This window comes from Acinetobacter chengduensis, from assembly GCF_003664645.1.
GTDB lineage: Bacteria > Pseudomonadota > Gammaproteobacteria > Pseudomonadales > Moraxellaceae > Acinetobacter > Acinetobacter chengduensis.
Window position 1 is genome coordinate 55,282 of record NZ_RCHC01000010.1, and the last position, 20,544, is coordinate 75,825.

General features: G+C 39.5%; 23 protein-coding genes. 8 read left to right on the plus strand and 15 right to left on the minus strand.

The genetic code is table 11. The features are described 5' to 3' along the window. Positions 1–93 precede the first annotated feature (93 nt). Positions 94–876: an AraC family transcriptional regulator gene (locus tag D9K81_RS10360; RefSeq protein WP_120375166.1), complete on the plus strand. Its 783-nt coding sequence runs from the start codon at positions 94–96 to the stop codon at positions 874–876. A gap of 14 nt (positions 877–890) precedes the next feature. Here D9K81_RS10360 and def read toward each other — a convergent pair whose 3' ends face one another. Next, a complete protein-coding gene (def, locus tag D9K81_RS10365; protein ID WP_120375165.1) occupies positions 891–1,376 on the minus strand; it encodes a peptide deformylase in 486 nt (161 codons plus the stop codon). Positions 1,377–1,511: 135 nt separating this feature from the next. On the opposite strand from def, the gene D9K81_RS10370 reads away from it, so the two are divergent. The 3 genes from D9K81_RS10370 to D9K81_RS10380 all read left to right on the plus strand — a co-directional run bounded on the left by D9K81_RS10370 (position 1,512) and on the right by D9K81_RS10380 (position 3,869). After that, positions 1,512–2,102, plus strand: coding sequence for a DedA family protein (locus D9K81_RS10370; protein WP_120375164.1), 591 nt, complete (start codon positions 1,512–1,514; stop codon positions 2,100–2,102). Between the two features lie 113 nt (positions 2,103–2,215). After that, positions 2,216–2,419: an amino acid transport protein gene (locus tag D9K81_RS10375; RefSeq protein WP_120375163.1), complete on the plus strand. Its 204-nt coding sequence runs from the start codon at positions 2,216–2,218 to the stop codon at positions 2,417–2,419. 160 nt (positions 2,420–2,579) lie between these two features. Further along, positions 2,580–3,869, plus strand: coding sequence for an MFS transporter (locus tag D9K81_RS10380; protein WP_120375162.1), 1,290 nt, complete (start codon positions 2,580–2,582; stop codon positions 3,867–3,869). Positions 3,870–4,021: 152 nt separating this feature from the next. Here the strand turns inward: D9K81_RS10380 and D9K81_RS10385 are convergent, their stop codons facing one another. The 3 genes from D9K81_RS10385 to pnuC form a co-directional block, all read right to left on the minus strand. Then, positions 4,022–4,513: a DUF2505 family protein gene (locus D9K81_RS10385; protein ID WP_120375161.1), complete on the minus strand. Its 492-nt coding sequence runs from the start codon at positions 4,511–4,513 to the stop codon at positions 4,022–4,024. Between the two features lie 246 nt (positions 4,514–4,759). Continuing rightward, positions 4,760–5,071 (minus strand): hypothetical protein, encoded by a 312-nt coding sequence (locus D9K81_RS10390; protein ID WP_120375160.1) that lies wholly within the window; start codon positions 5,069–5,071, stop codon positions 4,760–4,762. Positions 5,072–5,091: 20 nt separating this feature from the next. Then, entirely contained in the window at positions 5,092–5,670 is a 579-nt protein-coding gene (gene pnuC / locus D9K81_RS10395; protein WP_120375159.1) for a nicotinamide riboside transporter PnuC, read from the minus strand. 214 nt (positions 5,671–5,884) lie between these two features. On the opposite strand from pnuC, the gene D9K81_RS10400 reads away from it, so the two are divergent. Then, complete coding sequence (locus D9K81_RS10400; RefSeq protein ID WP_120375158.1) at positions 5,885–6,775, plus strand: alpha/beta hydrolase family protein; 891 nt, start codon at positions 5,885–5,887, stop codon at positions 6,773–6,775. Positions 6,776–6,866: 91 nt separating this feature from the next. Here D9K81_RS10400 and D9K81_RS10405 read toward each other — a convergent pair whose 3' ends face one another. Next, positions 6,867–7,346, minus strand: coding sequence for a hypothetical protein (locus tag D9K81_RS10405; RefSeq protein WP_120375157.1), 480 nt, complete (start codon positions 7,344–7,346; stop codon positions 6,867–6,869). 272 nt (positions 7,347–7,618) lie between these two features. On the opposite strand from D9K81_RS10405, the gene D9K81_RS10410 reads away from it, so the two are divergent. Beyond that, positions 7,619–8,065 carry a GNAT family N-acetyltransferase gene (locus D9K81_RS10410; protein WP_120375204.1) on the plus strand — a complete coding sequence of 149 codons (447 nt, stop codon included), beginning with the start codon at positions 7,619–7,621 and terminating at the stop codon, positions 8,063–8,065. A 23-nt stretch (positions 8,066–8,088) separates the two neighbouring features. Here D9K81_RS10410 and D9K81_RS10415 read toward each other — a convergent pair whose 3' ends face one another. From D9K81_RS10415 to D9K81_RS10435, 5 genes are all read right to left on the minus strand, one after another. Then, on the minus strand, positions 8,089–9,936 hold the full coding sequence (locus tag D9K81_RS10415; protein WP_171406914.1) for a GGDEF domain-containing protein: 1,848 nt from the start codon (positions 9,934–9,936) through the stop codon (positions 8,089–8,091). 148 nt (positions 9,937–10,084) lie between these two features. Beyond that, positions 10,085–10,423, minus strand: coding sequence for an FKBP-type peptidyl-prolyl cis-trans isomerase (locus D9K81_RS10420; protein ID WP_106985042.1), 339 nt, complete (start codon positions 10,421–10,423; stop codon positions 10,085–10,087). A 102-nt stretch (positions 10,424–10,525) separates the two neighbouring features. Further along, positions 10,526–11,149, minus strand: a complete 624-nt coding sequence (locus D9K81_RS10425; RefSeq protein ID WP_120375155.1) for an MgtC/SapB family protein — start codon at positions 11,147–11,149, stop codon at positions 10,526–10,528. 159 nt (positions 11,150–11,308) lie between these two features. Next, a complete protein-coding gene (locus D9K81_RS10430) occupies positions 11,309–11,839 on the minus strand; it encodes a YaeQ family protein (protein ID WP_120375154.1) in 531 nt (176 codons plus the stop codon). A gap of 176 nt (positions 11,840–12,015) precedes the next feature. Further along, positions 12,016–13,029 carry a CobW family GTP-binding protein gene (locus D9K81_RS10435; protein WP_120375203.1) on the minus strand — a complete coding sequence of 338 codons (1,014 nt, stop codon included), beginning with the start codon at positions 13,027–13,029 and terminating at the stop codon, positions 12,016–12,018. A gap of 535 nt (positions 13,030–13,564) precedes the next feature. Between D9K81_RS10435 and D9K81_RS10440 the strand changes: the two genes are divergently transcribed. Together D9K81_RS10440 and D9K81_RS10445 are read left to right on the plus strand one after the other, a co-directional pair. Further along, positions 13,565–13,780: a hypothetical protein gene (locus D9K81_RS10440; protein ID WP_120375153.1), complete on the plus strand. Its 216-nt coding sequence runs from the start codon at positions 13,565–13,567 to the stop codon at positions 13,778–13,780. Positions 13,781–14,121: 341 nt separating this feature from the next. Next, positions 14,122–15,729, plus strand: a complete 1,608-nt coding sequence (locus D9K81_RS10445; protein WP_120375152.1) for a bifunctional 3-(3-hydroxy-phenyl)propionate/3-hydroxycinnamic acid hydroxylase — start codon at positions 14,122–14,124, stop codon at positions 15,727–15,729. A 442-nt stretch (positions 15,730–16,171) separates the two neighbouring features. Here D9K81_RS10445 and D9K81_RS10450 read toward each other — a convergent pair whose 3' ends face one another. From D9K81_RS10450 to D9K81_RS10470, 5 genes are all read right to left on the minus strand, one after another. Continuing rightward, on the minus strand, positions 16,172–17,071 hold the full coding sequence (locus D9K81_RS10450) for a LysR substrate-binding domain-containing protein (protein WP_120375151.1): 900 nt from the start codon (positions 17,069–17,071) through the stop codon (positions 16,172–16,174). 3 nt (positions 17,072–17,074) lie between these two features. After that, entirely contained in the window at positions 17,075–18,313 is a 1,239-nt protein-coding gene (locus D9K81_RS10455; protein ID WP_120375150.1) for an MFS transporter, read from the minus strand. Then, positions 18,314–18,889 carry a TetR/AcrR family transcriptional regulator gene (locus tag D9K81_RS10460; protein WP_120375149.1) on the minus strand — a complete coding sequence of 192 codons (576 nt, stop codon included), beginning with the start codon at positions 18,887–18,889 and terminating at the stop codon, positions 18,314–18,316. Positions 18,890–19,211: 322 nt separating this feature from the next. Further along, entirely contained in the window at positions 19,212–19,733 is a 522-nt protein-coding gene (locus D9K81_RS10465; protein WP_106985050.1) for an acyl-CoA thioesterase, read from the minus strand. 279 nt (positions 19,734–20,012) lie between these two features. Then, positions 20,013–20,222 (minus strand): hypothetical protein, encoded by a 210-nt coding sequence (locus tag D9K81_RS10470; protein ID WP_120375148.1) that lies wholly within the window; start codon positions 20,220–20,222, stop codon positions 20,013–20,015. Positions 20,223–20,544: the final 322 nt, after the last annotated feature.

Consider the following 20,544-nt stretch of genomic DNA (forward strand, 5'->3'; position numbering starts at 1 on the left):
CCATGTCTATATTGGTCAGTTTGTGATTGTAAATTGTCACTCAAGCTATTATCTTCCAATAATCATTGCATAAGTGACAAGAGAGAGACTTATATGCACAGTTTACTGATTGAAACAGAAATGTCTGAACTGGTGATTGGTCTGTCTTCTGAGCATAGTTATCGGGAGATTACGCCACCACACCATCACTCTCGGGCGCAGTTTTTATATGCGTCGAGTGGTATGATCCAAGTTTACACACCCAACCATGTTTGGATTGTACCGCCTATGTGTGCGCTGTGGATTCCAGCAGGAATTGAACACAGCGTCATTTCACTCAGCCATGTCAAAATGAATACGGCGCTGGTTGAGACTGCAGCGGCGGAACTGATGGGCCAAAACTGTTTTATTATTCGTGTCAGTAAACTATTGCATGAACTACTGATCCGTTTAAATGCCCTAGAAAGCATGCCACCATCGGCTCTGCTCAGTGCCGATGAGCTGTCACGTTCATTACAGATTTTAATCTTTGATGAAATTCATAAAGCCAATCTACTGCCAATTCAGATTCCTTGGCCACAAGACAAACGCCTACTACAAATATGTAAAACCATGCTCGAAGCACCAGGTCAGTTAAAGGATTTAAGCACGTGGGCAGATGAAATTGGTGCCAGTGCCCGTACCCTCATGCGTATGTTTCAAAAAGAAACGGGGCTGTCCTATCGCGCATGGATTCAACAAATGCATATTGCACATGCACTGAGTAAAATTTCAATTGGTGAATCTGTGGCTCAGATTTCTCGCACACTCGGCTATGCTAATCCTAGCGCTTTTAGTGCCATGTTTAAACGGCACTTAGGACAAACCCCTCAGCAATTTAAGCAAGGGAGCAAATAAGTTAGAACAGCCTTTTAATCCGTTAATCGCTCGACAAACAACACGCCATTTAGATGGTCAACCTCATGCTGTACAATACGTGCAGGAAAGCCTGAAAATTCAGTTTCTATTTGCTCACCTTGCACCGTTCTGTAGCGCACACGAATATGCGCCGCACGCCTAACTTGGCCACGCGTATCAGGTACACTCAAGCAACCTTCTTCACCTTGCAAGGTCTGTTCAGACTGATACACAATTTCTGGGTTCACCATCACCACTGCGTCCATTTCAGGTGCATCGGGATAACGTAGATTGGGCCTTGATGCCACAATAATCACGCGTTTAGAGACATAAATTTGGGGCGCCGCAATCCCAACACCAGAACGAGCCAACATTGTGGCGTGCATTGCCTGAGTGAGCTCAATTAACCACGGACAATTAAACTCGGCTTCACTCACGGCAACAGCCATCAAATGTAGAATGGCTTCACCTTGCTGTGCCACTGCCAATACAGTCGTCATGCAGTTTACTCCCTAGCTTAAAGGTATATATTTGATGTGCTTTCTTAAAGATAAATTATTTTATGCTTTTTCATGATGGCTTAAGCCTCGTCACAGAGAATAGACTAGCTTTGGATGGAGATTAAATAAATTATTATGTTTGACTGGTCTGCCTTATTGCAACATTACGGCTATCTGGCTGTATTTGTCGGTGCATTTTTTGAGGGCGAAACCGTATTAATGCTCGGTTCATACGCGGTACATCAACACATTTTATCTTTTTGGCCCTTGGTGGGTATTGCCATGATTGGTGGCTTTCTCGGGGATCAACTGTATTATTTCATTGGTGCAAAATATGGTTATAGCTTTATCCAAAGTCGTCCACGGCTGAATCAAAAATTTGAACGTGCCAGCCAAATTATTGCGCGTTATCCCACAGTTGCTATTTTACTCATGCGTTTTTTATGGGGTTTAAGAACCATTATCCCCATGAGCTTTGGCATTATGCATTATCCAGCACTGCGCTATTTAATGGTTAATTTGATCGCCAGCTTTATCTGGGCCTTTGTAGTGGTCAGTGTTGGATTACAAATCAGTCATTGGCTACATATTTTTTGGCACATGTTACTTCCTCATCAACATAAAATCGTCATTATTAGCGCGGTCATCTTATGTATTTTATTGGCACGGCTAATATATGGTCGTTTTGCCAAAACCAATGCAACCACAGAAACCCACTCATCTTAATCAATGTCATCTCGCGATTGAGTGATCGAGATATAAAATACTGATACACATAAACTTAAGTTAATTTTCAGTTCCTGTTGCTATATATGTAGTTTTGCAGGAAGGAAATTAGCGTGAACGCGACTGTACTTTTATTAGGCGTGCTGTTTAGTTCCATCGGCTTCGGCTATTTTTTATATGGTAAAAAGCAACAAAAATCTGTGCCCCTGATCTGCGGTATTGTTCTTATTATGTACCCTTATTTTATCGAAAACATCAGCATCATGTTAGCGCTAGGCCTTGTACTTTGCGTTATTCCAAAATTTCTTCGGTTATAAACGAAGTCTAAAGCACAAAAAATTTTAGTATTTACATGATAAGTAGCACAAAATTATATAATTAAAAGTTATAAAACCACCAATAAAGTTTGATTATTCATCAATATATCGCTTATCTACAATCCACGAATACTGACCTGTTTTAACTTGGATTTTTTGCATGGACGCTCATCCACGCTTAACTCGTGAAGACAAACGGACACTCGGCCTCTCCTCCTTAGGTGGCGCACTTGAGTTCTATGACTTCGTGATTTATGTTTTTTACGCCAAAATTATTTCTGAACTATTTTTCCCAAGTACGCTGAGCCCTTTTTGGGCCATGCTCAATACCTACGGTATTTTTGCAGCGGGTTACTTCTTCCGCCCATTGGGTGGTGTCGTGATGGCACACTTTGGTGACTTAGTCGGCCGCAAACGCTTATTTAGTTTGTCTATCTTACTGATGGCCTTACCTACTTTGCTCATTGGTGTAATGCCAACCTTTGAAAGTATTGGTTATGCAGCGCCATTGTTGTTACTCCTTATGCGTATGATCCAAGGGATTGCCATTGGTGGTGAAATTCCAGCAGCATGGACGTTTGTATCGGAGCATGTACCAGAAAAGAAAATTGGGATTGCCAATGGTCTACTTACAGCTGGGCTTTCTCTGGGAATTTTATTGGGCGCATTAATGTCTCTGTTTATTTCGCTTAAATTTACTGAAGCTGAAATACACGACTGGGCATGGCGTATTCCATTTATTTTGGGCGGTATTTTTGGCTTTATTGCCTTGTATTTACGTAGCTATCTCAAAGAAACTCCAGTATTTAAAGCCATGCAAGAGAAAAAAGCGCTTGCAAAAGAGCTGCCTGTGAAGCAAGTACTTGCCAAACATAAAACTGCTGTTGTGATTGGCATGTTATTTACGTGGTTCTTAACTGGCTGTGTGGTCGTCCTCATTTTAGCCATGCCAAATTTACTCAGCACAGGCTTTGGTTATGAGCGTGCTGATGCGTTTAAAATGCAAAGTGCGGCCATTATTATGCAAATGGCTGGCTGTATAGTTGCGGGCTTACTGGCAGATCGCTTAGGGGCTGGCAAAGTCATGCTATGTGGCTCTTTGCTCGTAGCCGTAGTGGCAACTGTGTTTTACAACAGTTTAGGCCATGTTGCACCTTCAACCGTCTTTGCACTGTATATGCTACTGGGCTTTAGCTCAGGTACGGTCGGTATGGTGTCTTATAGCATGGTAAAAATGTTCCCTGCACAAATCCGTTTTACGGGTATTTCATTTTCATATAATTTGGCCTATGCCATTGCAGGGGGTATTACTTTACCACTGGTACAGTGGTTAAGCGCGTTTAGCCCGATTGGTGCTTTGTATTATATTTGGGTCGTGTGTATGGTGACCTTCTTAACCGCAATGCTCTATCGTACGCGGTTTGAAAAAAATAACTTTCGCCCCAGCTAAATCAACCATGTGCTCGCACATTTTTTCCAGCACTGCGAATATCTGAAAATTAAAAAAAGAGCAGTTCAACTGCTCTTTTTTTTATCACAAAATACAGATCAGACTTAAATTCAACTGCATTTTTCGCTCTAAGCTAACTCGGCTCATTAGACTTATAAATGCTTGCGTAATTCATCTTCAATAATTTCAATTTCTACTTGGCTAAAACGACGAATTTCACTTTCAGCATGACGTTCTAACATCCCACCAATCAATGGAACTTTAACATTAATATTCCAATCCAAATGAAAAGCGACATGTGAATCATCACCAGTTACACGTCGCTGGCAATTGGCTTTCAAAGGCAAATTAGGGTTCAAAGTCACTTCAGAGGTCATTGCTTCCAAATTACTCACATCCGTACGATGTAAACGAAAAGCATCTTTCAAAAATTTCTTCGCGGTATCCGGAATTTTGACATCTAAATTATAAGCACGTTTAAGGGTGTAAATATCCCCAGTTTTTTCAGATTGAATAATTTCCAGTTGCTCACCTGGAATGCGCTTACACACAGCTTCGTGTAATTCTGTTTGGGCCGCTAAACGTTTAAAGTCTTGTAAAGAAATGCCTTGAATTGAAGCTTGCACAGTAAATTGATGCGCCATGTTATACCCTTTTTATATTTCGTTTTATTGTTGTATTCATCACTGTAGCATTACAGTTTGATTTATAGCTTATGCTATTGAATAACATATACTATTAAACAATCTAAGGCTAGACTTTACATTGACTACAAATCCACATTTCAATGGCACACAGGCCTATAACAGGATGATCCGTCATAGTTTGAACTCACGTTATTCCTCCACTAGCACCCGATCATGCAATATAAAATTGCCTAGCTTAATGCCTTAAAATGTAGATTCATCCAGTTTTAACACATGCTTTTTCCCAAAACGATCACACCAAAGCACAGTCATTTGCTCTGCATAATCAATCTGTAGATATTGGGCTAAGAATTGTAGTTTCATGCAATATTGCTCAGCACCATCATCCAAACCCGACACCATCACCTGCGTTGTCTTGGGAAATACCTTTAACCATGGGCTCGAATAAGCATCGCTCAACTGAGCAAAACTTAAGTACTGTTCAGGGGCTTGGTAAATTCTCTCAGCCATCATGTCAAACTGCTTTTGTTGCTCAAGCTTGAAATCAATTAACATACGTCCTCCAGTTATAAAGCTTAAGGACTCGTTATGACTTGCTGTTTATGTTTCACCTTCAACCATGTATACCAACCATATACTGCCAACAACACAAATAGCGCATATAAAGCTGCCGTGAGTAATAAGTCTTTATAAATAAACATACCCACATAAATAATATCGACCACCACCCAAAGTACCCAAGTCGCAATATATTTTCGACTGGTCCAATAAGTAGCCAATAAGCTAAAAGCAGCCAATTGTGCATCTAACCACGGTACAGCCGCATCGGTTAAATATTTTAGACATGCGCCAAAAATTGCACCAAAAATTGCAGTCGCAATGATTTGTAGCCAGAGCTTGTGCTGCGATAATACTTCGATACGAATATCATGATCTGTGGCTTTGCCTTGCTTCCACTGTAAAAAGCCATATACCGCCAAACCCATAAATAAGACTTGCAGAATGGTTTCGCCATACAATTTATAGTCAAAGAAAATAAATGCATACAGTACATAAGCCAATAAATTAAAAGGCCAACACAACATGTGGCGACATACCGTCAACGCAACCGCAATACAACTCACCACTACGGCAATGATTTCAAGCTCCGACATGCCTGTCGCCTACTTTATTTTGAAAGCGTTATTATGGAAAAAAATACAATAACTGCAATCCTCTTTATGTTGTGCGCTTCAAGTTTTTTTAATGTGTGATGTGAACCCATGCGTTTACAGCGATCATTTGACAATATGAGCAATCAAGTACAAAAATGGAACTTGAAAACAGCTGATATTATCTTTGAAACGCATAAAACAATAAGAGCCTTCTATGACACAAAACACCCAGACCGATGAAAACGTTCAACCTGTGTATATCAGTACAGCAGATGGTTACAGTATTTGTGCACATTTATACACATGCAAACAGCCCAAAGCCAGTATTGTTGTGGCCAGTGCAACAGGTGTACCCCAAGGCTTTTATCGCCGTTTTGCAACTTATGCAACTACACAGGGTTTTCAAGTACTCACCTTCGACTACCGAGGTATCGCACAGTCTGCACCTGCTCAACTCCAAAATTTTCGTATGTCCTATTTAGATTGGGGCGAATATGACTTAACTGCAGCTATCGACTATTTGACCAATGATGACTTACCCATTTATATGGTCGGGCATTCTTACGGTGGACAAGCGCTTGGACTAACACGCAATCATGCGCAAGTCAGAATGATGTACTGCTTTGGCACAGGTGCTGGCTGGCATGGTTATATGCCCCTCAAAACTAAAATTCAGGTGCAAGTTATTTGGAATATTGTTTTCCCACCCGTTGTGGCTGTCCATGGGTATTTACCATGGAGTAAATTTAATATGGGGGCCGATCTACCTCTTGATGTTTATCGTCAATGGCGCCAGTGGTGTAAGCATCCGCACTACTTCTTTGCAGATCCTGAGCAACAGCATTTGCACGCACAATATGCACAAGTCAAAACCCCAATTTATGCAGTTGCAGCCTTAGACGATGATTGGGCTTTACCAACATCACGACAGGCATTTATGCAACATTATCGTCAGGCACCATTACATTATATTGATGTGCAAGCCAAAGATTTAGGCTTAAAAGCCATTGGTCACATGGGGTATTTCCGCAAAGGCGCAGAAAAACTGTGGGATGATATGCTCAATACATTTACTCAAGATGTATCTGCACAGAAATCCGCTTAAATTTGTCAGTAAAATGAATTAGATTGGAACAACTGGTTTTATGTCTAGCGTTAGCACATACAGTAAAGATGATCTCAGGGCAAACTTGAGATCATTCTACAAATGTGGCCTTGGTGATTTCTCTTTTATGCTCTGTTCCTAAGCGATCTACATGCGTATAAAACACACCATATTGCCCTATATAATATTCCAAAGATTGCTCGTAAAAATTCCAATAAATTGAGTACTCATTTAAATCTAAGGCGCGAATCTGAGTTTTGCAGCTCACAGGCATTTTACGTAGGATCTCTGCCTGCAAAGCTTTGGCCTCATCCATTGTATTCACCTCATAATGGCTTTCACAAAACATAGTGGCAATATCATCAAACAATTGTTGCTCGTACTCATCCACCACATGCGTCAGGCTATCGTTTTGTGCCGTAGTTTGTGAGCTAATATTGGCCTGTTTTTCTGGTGCTTGATAACGCTGTAACCGTTCAACATAGCGCTGCTTTTTAGCAATCTTTTTAATTACCATCCAGAGCACACTCAGGACAATAACAACACAAATCCACAATAAAAATTTGAGCATTATTTTTCCCCTGTAGATCTATGTACTCGTCTCATTATTATTCTTCTGGTTGGCGCATGCAAATCCGCTATCACCCAGCCATATTATCTTGCTGTGAAATCACATATTCAAAACAAAGTCACCTTATAAGCACAACATAACTGCCATACAACATAAAACTCTGGCACAAATGCTTCAGAAATGCATCACAATGCAACAGTTCTTGGCTTTTATGTTTAACCTTTTTCTTGTGAAATTAAAATTATTTTCAGATGGATCAATTAGAAAAAAATATGATACGCGAAGCAAGGATTGAAGATATACCGCATATATTAAGGATTATTCACGAAAGTATTCGTACCTGTATAGACGATCATCAACGTGATGAAAGTAGCATTCAGATTCTACTTGAAGAAATGAGTCAAGCAAACTTAACCCTATGGATGCTCTATAACGACAGCTGGGTCTATGTAGACGAATACCGCATTGCGGGCGTTATTATGGTGAATGATCAAGGAAATATTCTACTGAATTACGTTGCCCCTGAGATGCAACTACGTGGCTTTGGTAAAGCACTTTTACTCAAATTATTTGAAACCTGCACCACCAAAAATATCACTCAATTGAGCTTAGAAAGCACGCAGACTGCATTGCCATTTTACCAAAAATATGGCTTCGAACGCCCTGAACCCTCCGATAGTGATTCTTTACTGTTAGTCAAACAGTTAAGCCCGCTATAATTCTTTTAAAATTAGGCTTTACCTTAATGTAGACTCACCTTAAGTTGATCCCTGCCCGCTTGTTTTGCAGCATATAATTGAACATCCGCAGCTTTCATTAATTCATGAATATTTGCATAAGGGTGTTCACGGTTTTTATAGGCGACTCCAACGCTTAATGTGACGTAGTTTTTGCCATCAGTTCGATTCAGGTGCTCAAATTGTTGCTGACGCACCGCATCCAAAACCTGCAGTAAATACTGCTCTGCCACTGGAATGGGTACGTTGTGCATGACAATAGCAAATTCTTCACCACCATAGCGTGCCAAAAATGCAGTGTCAGGCAGGCTCATCTTTAATACCTTCACCAAACTTTGTAAAATCACGTCGCCTTTAAGGTGTCCATAATAGTCGTTATAGTTTTTAAAATAATCGACGTCCAACATAGCAAAAATCAAAGTTTTATCTGAATACGTTGGCGTTAAATCAAAGAGCTGTTGAATCTCAAGATTTAATGCATAACGATTGAAAGCACCTGTAAGCGCATCAGTTTTGACTTGCAACTCTAACTTCGCATTTAAGTTATGCAATTCTTCAGTACGGCTTTTTACTTTTTGATCGAGTGAACTGTTGAGCTCACGCAAACGCGTATTTAATTGCTCGGTATGATATGTATAAAACGCATAATTTCTGGATTGCTGGAACATAATTAACAAGGCATATAAGCTGGTCGCCACAAATGATAAATATACCGAATCAATCACATTGGCCATCAGCAAGAAGTCATTTAAAAATGCACTACACAAGAAAATAACGGCCCAAAGATTCCACACCGAATAACTTTGTTTGAGTTTTAAAGTTCGCGTAAAACCATAAATAAAATTAATAATTATCGGCAAGCAAAAGACCGCACAATACATGCCCAATTGACCAAACTGCTCTGGTTCTAGCACACAGACCGCACCCATATTTATACTTAGGAGGACAACGGACACCCCATAAATATAGGGATGTAAATATTTACGGTTCAGCATAAAAATATAGCTGAGGAAAAATAAAATCGCGATGTAGCTAAATAAATATTCTAAGCGTGCGCCTAATTTCCAATCCAATGTAGTAAACGTGGTATAGGCATACGGCGCTGTAAAAAGATTATGTAAGGCCAAAAATAGAATAAACAGACCGAAAACAAATTGCTTTTGACTTTCACGTATTAATGGGCCACGAAAAATTGAAAATAATAAAGTGAATAAACTCACCCCCAGCACTGCACCACATACCGCGGCGATACTCATTTGTTGCTGTTGAAACTGCCGATTAATATTACGAGCTAAACCAATTCGTAGTGGATTTTCTAGACCACCGTGTAATTCAGATGCATTGGCAACCTGAATACTGAGCGTAAAATACGCATGATTCGCGACAAAGTAGGCAATTTTAGGGGCTTTCTCGACTTCAATTTTACCCAAATCTGCATTGACTTCACCTGCGCGAATCAACAAGTCGCCATTTAAAAAAATCTTATAGGCGCCATATTGATGCGGAATTTTAATAGCTACACGGCGCCCTATAGCATGTTGAGGTAAGCGAAAATGCGCAACATAAGTGCCATAACCACGATTTGAACCGAGAACTTTTTCCAAGGCACTAGGAAGTTGTACTGCTTCTGCTCGCAGTACGCTATTGGGGTCACGTAATAAATGATTTGGATAAAATAACCAGTCACCACCTAAGGCAATGGTATTGTCAGAATTAAAATTAAGATAATGGACCTGATGGTTTGAATAATAGGACTCTGGCTCTGGTTCATACTGTGCAAAAACCACAGGTGATATGCAGATGAGCAACCAGCCTAAAAACAACCCTGTTTTTAATTTGCACAGAAAATTCATAACCATCGACACTAATTTGAGCATCCAATTTATTTAGATATTTTGCACACCAAACTTAATGTACGTTTAAATTACTGAATCGACAAATGTTTTTTCTATTTAGTGATAAACAGCATGCACTGCTTATCACCAGCATCATTTTCCGCAATTAATCACGTGTTTTTACATCAAATAATTCAATTTCAAAAATTAAGTTTGAATTAGCAGGAATAATTTTGCCCATTTTACGTTCGCCATACGCTAAATGTGCAGGTACTAAAAGTTTACGTTTACCGCCAACTTTCATGCCCATAATCCCTTGATCCCAACCTTTAATCACACGGCCAGTACCAATTACAGTTTCAAAATAATTCCCACGATCAATTGAAGAGTCAAACTTGGTTCCATCTTCTAACCAACCCGTATAATGCGTGGTAATTAAGGCACCTTTAACTGCTTCTTTACCTTCGCCAATTTTTAAATCAATAATTTCGAGTTCGTTTGACATCGTCTTTGCCTAATCACATATAACAAGATAGCCCTATTATAACAGCTCATCGACTTGATATTGTCAAAGCGCTTATGTGTCTTCATATTGCATGATATAGATCTAAAAACTTAATTCTAAAATATCGCGGTCATCCAACAAATAATCGGTTAACTGCCGATGATGCTGTGCGGAACCAATGAGCACCCATTTTCCAACGATTTTTTGTTCACTTTTATATTGTTCATTGCGAATCACTTGCATGCCATAACGCTTAAATAACTCTTCATATTTATCTAAAGTTTCTTGCTGATACATGCACACAATACGGTATTTACGTGCCTGATGGTGTTGCTCTATCCACTCTTGCACATACATGAGTAAAACCAGCACGACCAATACCACGAAGGTAGCAAATAAACTCAGCACGATATATCCCGCACCAACCGCCATGCCAAGCGCTGCAGTCATCCAAATGGTGGTGGCCGTGGTAATGCCAGAGATGCGATTATCATCTTTAAAAATTACCCCAGCGCCCAAAAATCCTAAACCCGTTAAAATATTGGCTGCCAAACGATCTGGATTTTCCACCCCAATTTTCAGCGATAGCATGGTTAATAAGCATGCGCTAAGACTCACCATAATCATGGTTCTTAAGCCTGCGGATTTACTGCGATATTCACGCTCTGCACCAATCACTGCACCAATACCGAGTGCAATCAGCAAATGATAAATCTCATCTGGCATGACCTGACCTATTGTTATTTTTTATACAAAGAAGATTCCTGAGATATACCCAAAAACAAAAGAAAGATGCAGCCTAAACCGCATCTTTCTTCATTTTATATAGAACAACTTGGAAACAAGCTGGCCATATCAATATGGGCAATTACAATAAAACTGACCTTATTTTAATTGTTCCCACTCAATCACCGCTTGTGCTGAATCGCCAATTAAAGTCCATTCACCATCCATCACGTTCAGCTGTAACTGCATAGTACGTTCACACAATGCTTGAATTGCTTCTGTAGTTGCAGTTGAAAGTTGCCAAACTTCAAGATTTTTAAGCGTTTTTAACTTACTGTTACGCTTAAACCACTCATCCACTGAACTACCATAAGCAATCACAGCCACTTGTTGGCAACGCGCACAGGCTTTTTTTACTTTATCTTCATCTGGTAAACCCACTTCAATCCATTTAATCAGCTGGCCAGTGAGGTCCTTTTCCCATAGTGCTGGTTCATCAGTTTCAAAAAGATCTTTGGTAAATTCTAGCGCTTCATCTGCATAACGCGCATAAGCCAAAATACGAACCATAAGACGTTCAATGGTTTCAGATGGATGCAGCGCCATGGTCAATTGAAAGTCACCATATTGGTGTACATCCATATTGGCAATATTCAAGTCTGCCTTATAAATCGTAGCTTTAAGCGCCATACATTGAGTCCTCAAATTTCGCGCTTAGCATACTCGATTTCGCTGTTTGAATGTGGCTTTGCTGATGATTAAACTTCACCTAAAGCGGATGATTCACTTTCAGTCGGCAGGCTCATCCTAATCTTAAGCATAGATTGTCGAGCACACTGTTCACCCCCCTATGGTTAAAGATCCACTTATTCAGTCTCTACAATACGACATTGCATCAGGGCAGTTTCAAAAGCCAGCCAATCTCGCACTTCTGTGCTGGTTCGGTAAATCATCTCGATTCGATTATCTATGCCTTCTTCTACAGATTGGTAATTAAACTGCGCAGGGTTGAAGTTAAAGCTTTTCCAACCTGCATCTGTAGAAAATATGCCTTTAATACGTAGCCAATCCTGCTGTTCACAGAGTAAATCTAGCAGATCCATAAAATTAAAATGCCAGCTTTTTGGTAGCTTCCAACCTGCAACGCTGTATTCCTGCGTAGTTTCAACATAATGATAAGGCAATTGTTTGATTACTTGTTGGGCCAACTCAGGTTGCTGTTTCACACGCTGTAATAGCGGTTGCATTTTTCGAGTCCCGTATTGGTAGCCAACATCTAGCTGAGCTAAGCTGAGCTGTCCAAATGGCGCATCTAACCACAACTGCTGATAAGGTTGATATTCCAGTTTTAAAGCCTCCAAGGCGTGTTGATCTTCATCCGACATGCAATCCACATGAGACAATGCCACAATATGAGCAGCTTTTAATTGATCCGCATATAAATGCTGTTTGCTCCATTCATGATCATGCAAACGTGATGCATCCACCACTGTCACCAACGCGCGCATGTTTAAATGGCTCTGCCAATGTGGCTCAGTTAATTGCTCTAAAAGTTGTGCAGGATGACCTAAACCTGTGGGCTCTATAAATAAGCGGTCTGGTTTGTTTTCGCTTAATAAGCGCGATAAAGCAATTTGCATGGGCATTTGGCTACTACAGCACAAACAGCCTCCTAATAGCTCTTTGACCGCATAGCCCTGGTCTTGTGGGAGCAAGGCCTGATCGACCCCAATTTGACCAAATTCATTCATCAGCACCGCCCACACTTCACCATCTGGCTTTTGGCTCAGCAAATGCTTGAGTAAAGTGGTTTTTCCCGCGCCTAAAAAACCAGAAATAATATGGACGGGAATCACTTTTGGCGTTGCGATAATTTTCAAAACTTCACCCATGGCAGATTTTTCATCAAGACATACTGCTTATAACTGCTCAGATCTCACCTTGCAAGTGCAAAGCTTTTGAGACCCCCTAGCTCAAAGCAGTTGATGTGCTCAATGTCCAAAGACTTAGAATATGAGGTTATGTAGCGCCTAATTTTGCGACACAGCATTTATGTGATGGACTTATCAATATCAATTGAGATCATTCATATTTGAAATAAAATCTTACACATGGTTATGTGAATATTCTCTCAAAACAAGCACTTTGGCGATTTGATGTAACCCAACTGTGAATATAAATCATCGTTTCAAAGCTGATCAGAAGACCAATAATTAACATTTGCCTATTTTCTAGTCGTTATTTCAACAATTACCCTACAAAGCGTATGGATATGTGACAACAAGTAATGCTTACACGCGACTTTTGTGAGCTACATTGATCATCTTGGTTTGAGCTTTTAGGATGTTCTTCATCCAAACGAATGGTGATGCATTGGTTTGGGAGATATTAAATTAAATTGAAGGATGCCCTATCATGAAATTAACTCAAGTATTATTCGCAACACTTTTATCAACAACAGCATTAACAACTTTTGCTGCCACACAAGACCAAGCAACTGAAACACAAACTGAAAAAGTGGTTGTGAGCACACAAGAACAACCTGTAAACACTGAAGCGACTGCAACAACTGATTCAGCTGCACCTGCTTCTGAAGCGTCTGCTGAAACGCCAACACCTGCAGCACAATAATTCTTTTTACTCCAGAAAAAGATTTATTGCCATAAAGTTGGTTGTGTTGATGACTGCTGAATCAACAACTCAAATCAACTTTCAAAGCGGAATAATCATGACGGTTATTCCGCTTTTTTTGATCAAAAATGCCTATCAACCATAGAAAAAAAGAATAGATAAATTAGCTAAACCTATACCCATTATTTAATTATTTTGTTTTATATCATAATCTTAATTAAATAATTTAATTCACAAGTCACAAATAGCATACATAGTCTCTACTTATGCATAGCTTGTTTAGACTCAGCACTTAGACCTTAATAGCGCTCAACGGATGTCAAATGATTGGATCTTTGCACATGAGCAATAAAGCAAATTACACTACTGAAGTCGCTGTTTTGGGTGCTGGCCCAGTCGGCTTAACGATTGCAAACTACTTGAGCAAACAAGGTGTTCAAGTCACTGTGGTTGAGCAACTCGACAGTCTAATTGATTACCCACGTGCAATTGGTATTGATGATGAATCTTTACGTACCATTCAGTCATTGGGCCTAGTTGACCAAGTACTTCCTCATACTACACCAAATCACGCAATGCGCTTTTTAACACCTAAAGGCCGTTGTTTTGCTGATATTCAGCCATTAACACGTGAATTTGGTTTCTCTCGTCGTAACGCATTTATTCAGCCACAAGTGGACAATGTTTTACTACAAGGCTTAAAACAATACAAAACCACTGATGTTCGCTTTGCACGTCATTTAACACACTTTAGCCAAAACGCTGATGGCGTGACTTTAAATGTTAAAAATAAAGACGGCGTTGAAGAAGTGATCACTGCAAAATATCTCATTGCATGTGATGGCGGTAACTCTATTGTACGTCGTACTTTAGGTGTTCCTTTTGAAGGTGAAACTGCGCCAAACCAATGGATCGTTATTGATATTGAAAACGACCCATTAGCGACACCACATATTTATTTATGCTGTGACCCTGTTCGTCCATACGTATCGGCTGCATTACCACACGGTATCCGTCGTTTCGAATTCATGGTGATGCCAGGTGAAACTCAAGAAGAACTTAGCAAACCAGAAAACATTGCAAAATTATTGTCTAAAGTATTGCCAAATACAGATGGTATTGAAGTAATTCGTCAACGTGTTTATACACACAATGCGCGTATTGCCGATAAATTCCGTGTAGACCGTATTTTACTTGCAGGTGATGCTGCGCACATCATGCCAGTATGGCAAGGTCAAGGCTATAACAGCGGTATGCGTGATGCTTTCAACTTGGCGTGGAAAGTCGCATTGGTTGTTAAAGGCAATGCTGGCCCTGAATTACTAGATACCTACCAAGTAGAACGTAAAGACCATGCAAAAGCCATGATCGATCTATCTGTGATGGCGGGTCATGTACTTGCACCACCTAAAAAATGGCAAGGTTTTGTACGTGATGGTATTGCGTATGCCTTAAATTACATCAAGCCAATCAAACAGTACTTACTTGAAATGCGTTTTAAACCAATGCCTAAATACAATGACGGCGCTTTGGTGACAAACAACAGTAAAGACAGCCCTGTAGGCAAAATGTTTATTCAACCACAGGTCAAACTTGAAAATGGTGAAACCATTTTACTCGATGAAGTGATTGGAAATGATTTTGCTGTCATCGCTTGGGGTGTAGATCCACAATGGGGTCTGTCTGAAGCAAATATGAAACAATGGCAAAAACTGGGTGTTAAATTCATCCAAGTGATTCCAGCGGTTCAATTGGGCAATGAAAACCGTAAGAAGTTTGATGGTGTGATTACCATTGGTGATATCGGTACAGATATTCGTACTTGGTTCGGCAAAACTTCAGATTCTATCGTAATTTTACGTCCTGACCGTTTTGTAGCAGCTTTGGCTATTCCACAAAGCATGAACGCAGTAAGCGAACAATTATTCGCTAAATTGCATGCAAAATAATGCACTAAATTGCTGATCCACTTCTTATGGATCACAGTTCAAGAAGCCACGCATTAGCGTGGCTTTTTTTATACATTCACAAAAATTGAGTTCAATATATAAACTCATTTAAATTCAGATGAGCGGATACTCTTGAGTCATAGCTGTAACGGGTGGAGCGAATATTTCAATACAGATGAATGGATGATTAGATATGTAGATCAGCCACGGTAACTTCATATTCAGATCTTGTTGTATATCTCGAATAAAATCATGGAGAGCGTTTGCCTAAGGATTAGCAGTGACTAGAGAAATCAAAATCATTTCCTAAGCTTATTTAATTACCACGTTTTAGATCATTGCCTATTTAAATTAGATTCAATCTTGATCTGAGAAAGTTTAAGTACAAAAAAGCCAGTCTCTAGAACTGGCTTTTAATTTTAAAATGAACATCACCGCTTGTTTAAAGCGGTGAGAAATCCATATAGAACTGCTCTCTTAGCACTTTCAATATCAGCTCAATCGCCTCATTACGTTTTTCTTTATGGTAACTCGCATACAGCCCAATCATTGGCAAAGGTTCAATCGTGCTTTTCACCACGATTTTATCCCCCAATAAAGGAATTACATAAGAAGGGACCAAACTCCAACCGACCCCCATACCCACCAAGTTAACATTCAGCAAAATATTGGTCGAATACTGAACCACGTTTACATCCAGCTTTGATTGCTTAAAGAAACCCTGAATAATCCGATATAGCTCAGGTGATGAATGTTCATCACTCACAATAAAATCTTGCTGATTAAACGTTTTAATACTGATGTGTCGTTGCTGAGCAGCGCTACAGTCTTTTGGAATAATTAAGGCCAATGGTTCAGTAAATACTTGAATCGTTTCGATGTCTGCCGAGTCTGCAGCATATCGCGTAAAGGCAATATCAATTTCACCGCGCTGTAAGGCTTTAAGCTGGTCACTATCGGTTAAGCTATGAAAGTGAATTTTAAGCTCAGGGAACTTCGCACGAATATTCGGCATGATATACGGAAACACCTTCATTTCCGCCACAGGCACAAAGCCAATATTTAATTGCTCTTTATTCAACTGGGCAATTTGACGTGCATCAATAATCGCTTTTTCGGCATGTTCTAAACTTAAATGCGCTTCTTTTAAAAAAGCTTTCCCTTCTTCAGTCAGCTCAACTTTACGGTTTGAACGTATTAATAACTGCACACCCACTTCATGTTCTAAGTCTTTAATTTGTTGGCTTAACGATGGTTGCACCGTACACATGCGCTGGGCAGCCTTGGTAAAATTGAGCTCTTCAGCAACTGCTACAAAATAACGTAAATGACGCAATTCCACATTTTACCCCTTGTTGAATGTTTGAGATTGTACACTTGCAGGCACTGCCAATACGCGATAAATCAGTAAAGTAAACAGTACCATCAAAGCACAAAATAAATAGGTAAATTGATAATCAAATTTGGCAATCAGGAAGCCCATAATCACTGAGCCTACCGCCAATCCAATGTCGAATAAAGCAAAAAAAGTTGAAATTGCATGCCCCATTCGTTGCTTTGACACAGCCTGAATCGCCATAGTTTGCATACATGGAAATAAAGACCCATATCCCACGCCAATAAAGACCGCAGATAGCCATAAAATCCACTGGTTTTGCATAAAGCTTACAATAATCAGACCAATAAAAAATGCAATAAATGACGGGTAAATCACAGAGCTCGGCCCTTTCTGATCATAGCGCTTGCCCACCCATGGACGCACAGTAATCATCGAGACTGCAAAAACAATGAAAAATAAACTGGCATAGGCCAACAGGTTTTTACTGTCTGCAAATGCCGTAATAAAACTGGTAACACTCGAATATGAAAACGCCACTAACATGGCCACAAAACTAATCGGCAACACTTTGGTTTCCACAATATCGTGTAAACCAATGCCTTTACTGGGCTGCTGTGTTGGTGTTTCAGCTGAACTCTTTTCAACAGTCTTTCGTACTGAATTGTCTTCTACTTTAAGCGTTAAGCAAAATGCATAACCAATAAATGTCACTCCAGTGAGCAATGCAAATAACACTGTAAAATTAGAAAACTGAATAATGCTGAGTGCGAGCAATGGGCCAAACACCGCACCTAAATTGGTCGACATCACAAAATAGCCCATGCCCTCACCTTTACGGCGATCAGGAATAAAATCATTTACCACAGGCACATTCACTGTGGTCAAAATACTGAACCAAAAGCCGTGTAGGAAGCGAACTAACAACAAGCTCCACAGACTATCAATGAGTAAATAACTGAAAGTAAAGAGAACAAATAGCAAACCTGAATAACGCAGTGATGGTTTCTTCCCCCATTTTTGTACAATTAAGCCCGAAAATGGCCGAATCGCAATGGAGGAAACTAAAAATAGCGTGAGGGCTAAACCCGCTTCTTTTACACTGCCACCCAAATCTTGCATGATGTAAATGGGCAATACGGTGAGCGTGGCAAAATAATAAATAAACAGAAATAAGTTATTGCATAAGCACAATATAAAAGAGCGATTCCATAAATGCTCTGGTGCCTCATGTACATGTTGAGTCATTTATGGCACACCCTGCTCGGATAGCAAAACTGGCGTCAGCGCAACCTTGATAATATTTTCAATATAAGACTGATCGGGCACGGCATTAAAAAAAATAATTTGATAATGAATCGCGCCGTACAGCATGTCGAGCATCGATTCAAAATCATAATCGGCACGAATCTCTTCACGCTCGATGGCCAATTGAATTAACTTTCGTGTTTGCTCGCGACGAGGCAATAAATATTGTTTAAAAAAACTCCCCGCCGCTTCGCGATGCTCAGCCATCACCACCAACAGTGCACGCCCAACTTGATGATTAAGTGCAACAGATAACTTCACAAGTTGCTGCGTTAAGTTGTATTGCATCGTTTGGCTAAAGTCCAAATCAAAAACCGACTCCGTATTTTCTTTAAACGCATCAAAAACCAAATCAGACTTATGATTCCACCAGCGGTAAATAGTTGACTTGCCTACACCTGCACGGGCTGCAATATCTTCAATACTAAGCCTGCTGTAATCGACCTCAAGTAACGCTTCATTCACTGCTTTAAGTATGCATTGCTTACGCCTTGATGTTTTTTCTGCATCATTCATAACACGCTTATCCGGTATACATCACATCGCACTTTTGTGTATGGGTGCTATGCGATCAAGTGAATTTTTCTGAATATCGAAACGATACGTATCGTTTTATTTTATGCCGAATTTAATGCATGTACTACTGCTAATCGACCAATCGAGCTTAAACTTTAGTGGAATACTCGGATTAAATTAATATGCTGTAACTGCCCAGCCGAGTACGAGGAATCTTAAGCTTTACTTTCTTACATCTATGCATATTAAAGGCTATTTACCATCATCATCCGCGCATAAAAAAAGGCCACATAAGTGACCTTTTATTTTTAAAACCTTACACTTAATTGTGCATCGATTTTTTGTAGATACTGCAAGATGGATGATGATTTTCTTGTAAACGTGCAATTTTACGTTGCTCAGCCGCTTCAAAACGACAACGTTTCCAGTCATTGTCCAAATTTAATTGTGGAATTGGCTTAGGTTTGCCATTTTCATCTACTGCAACCATGGTGAAGTAGCAACTATTGGTATGACGCACAGTACGTTTTTGAATATTTTGTGCTTCAACACGAATACCAATTTCCATGGAAGTACGTCCCACATGATTCACACAAGCCAAGAAAGTGACCAACTCACCCACATGAATCGGCTCTTTAAAATTGACTTTATCTACAGATAAGGTCACTACATAACTACCTGAAAAACGGCTCGCACAAGCGTATGCAACTTGATCCAGTAACTTCAGAATGGTACCGCCATGAACATTACCGGAAAAATTCGCCATATCTGGCGTCATTAGTACCGACATTGTTAATTCGGATTGATCATCTGATGCTGGAGCAATTTGATCTAATGGGGACATCGCGTTTCTCTAGACTCGTGATAGAACAAAGATTATTGAGGTTATTATAACTTTTTTAAGCCAAATAAAATGTTCAAATCGGCAAAAAAACCATCATTATTATTTATAGTGATTTAACCATCATTCAAGAAAATATATATCAACAGGTATAAATCACTATAGATCAATAATATGCATGATGCCTAACAATTTCTTATGTACCTTAGGCGTTTGAAGAAATACTTTAAGTCATCTGTTCAAATATGCATTCTGTATATTTACGACAGTATGCTGTTTTAATCACCACAAAATAGATGATTTTATAACGGTGTTTTTGTCGAAAAAGCTTTTTAACATTTCGGCTGAAACATTGTCATAGCTTAGTACAGAGTTGTTGCCTTCAAGTGACTCAATCACATAAGAACCATCAATTTTGGCCTTAATCACCACGAAAACATATTCTGGCATAGAGGCCAAAGTTACGCGGTCGCCGATTTGAAATTTTTGCATACAACACTCTTTTTTCTGAACTCAGTTTTATTGATTTAAAGTATTAAACTTTGGATTTTAGTCTAGAGAAATTCAGTGCACTGGTAAACTTAAATCTGTGAATATATAAGTTAAATATATAAATCGTCTTATTCGAAATGTTTTACAGATTAATCAAAAATAATGAATATGATTCAATGCATTAACGAAAAATATCCAGTAATTTTTAAGTTTTATGAACCAAAATATATGAAGGCTATACACTTCAGTTGAATATAATTTTTTGCATGATGAAAAAAAAAGAGCAGATATTTACCCACTCTTTTTTCTATCAATTCACCTT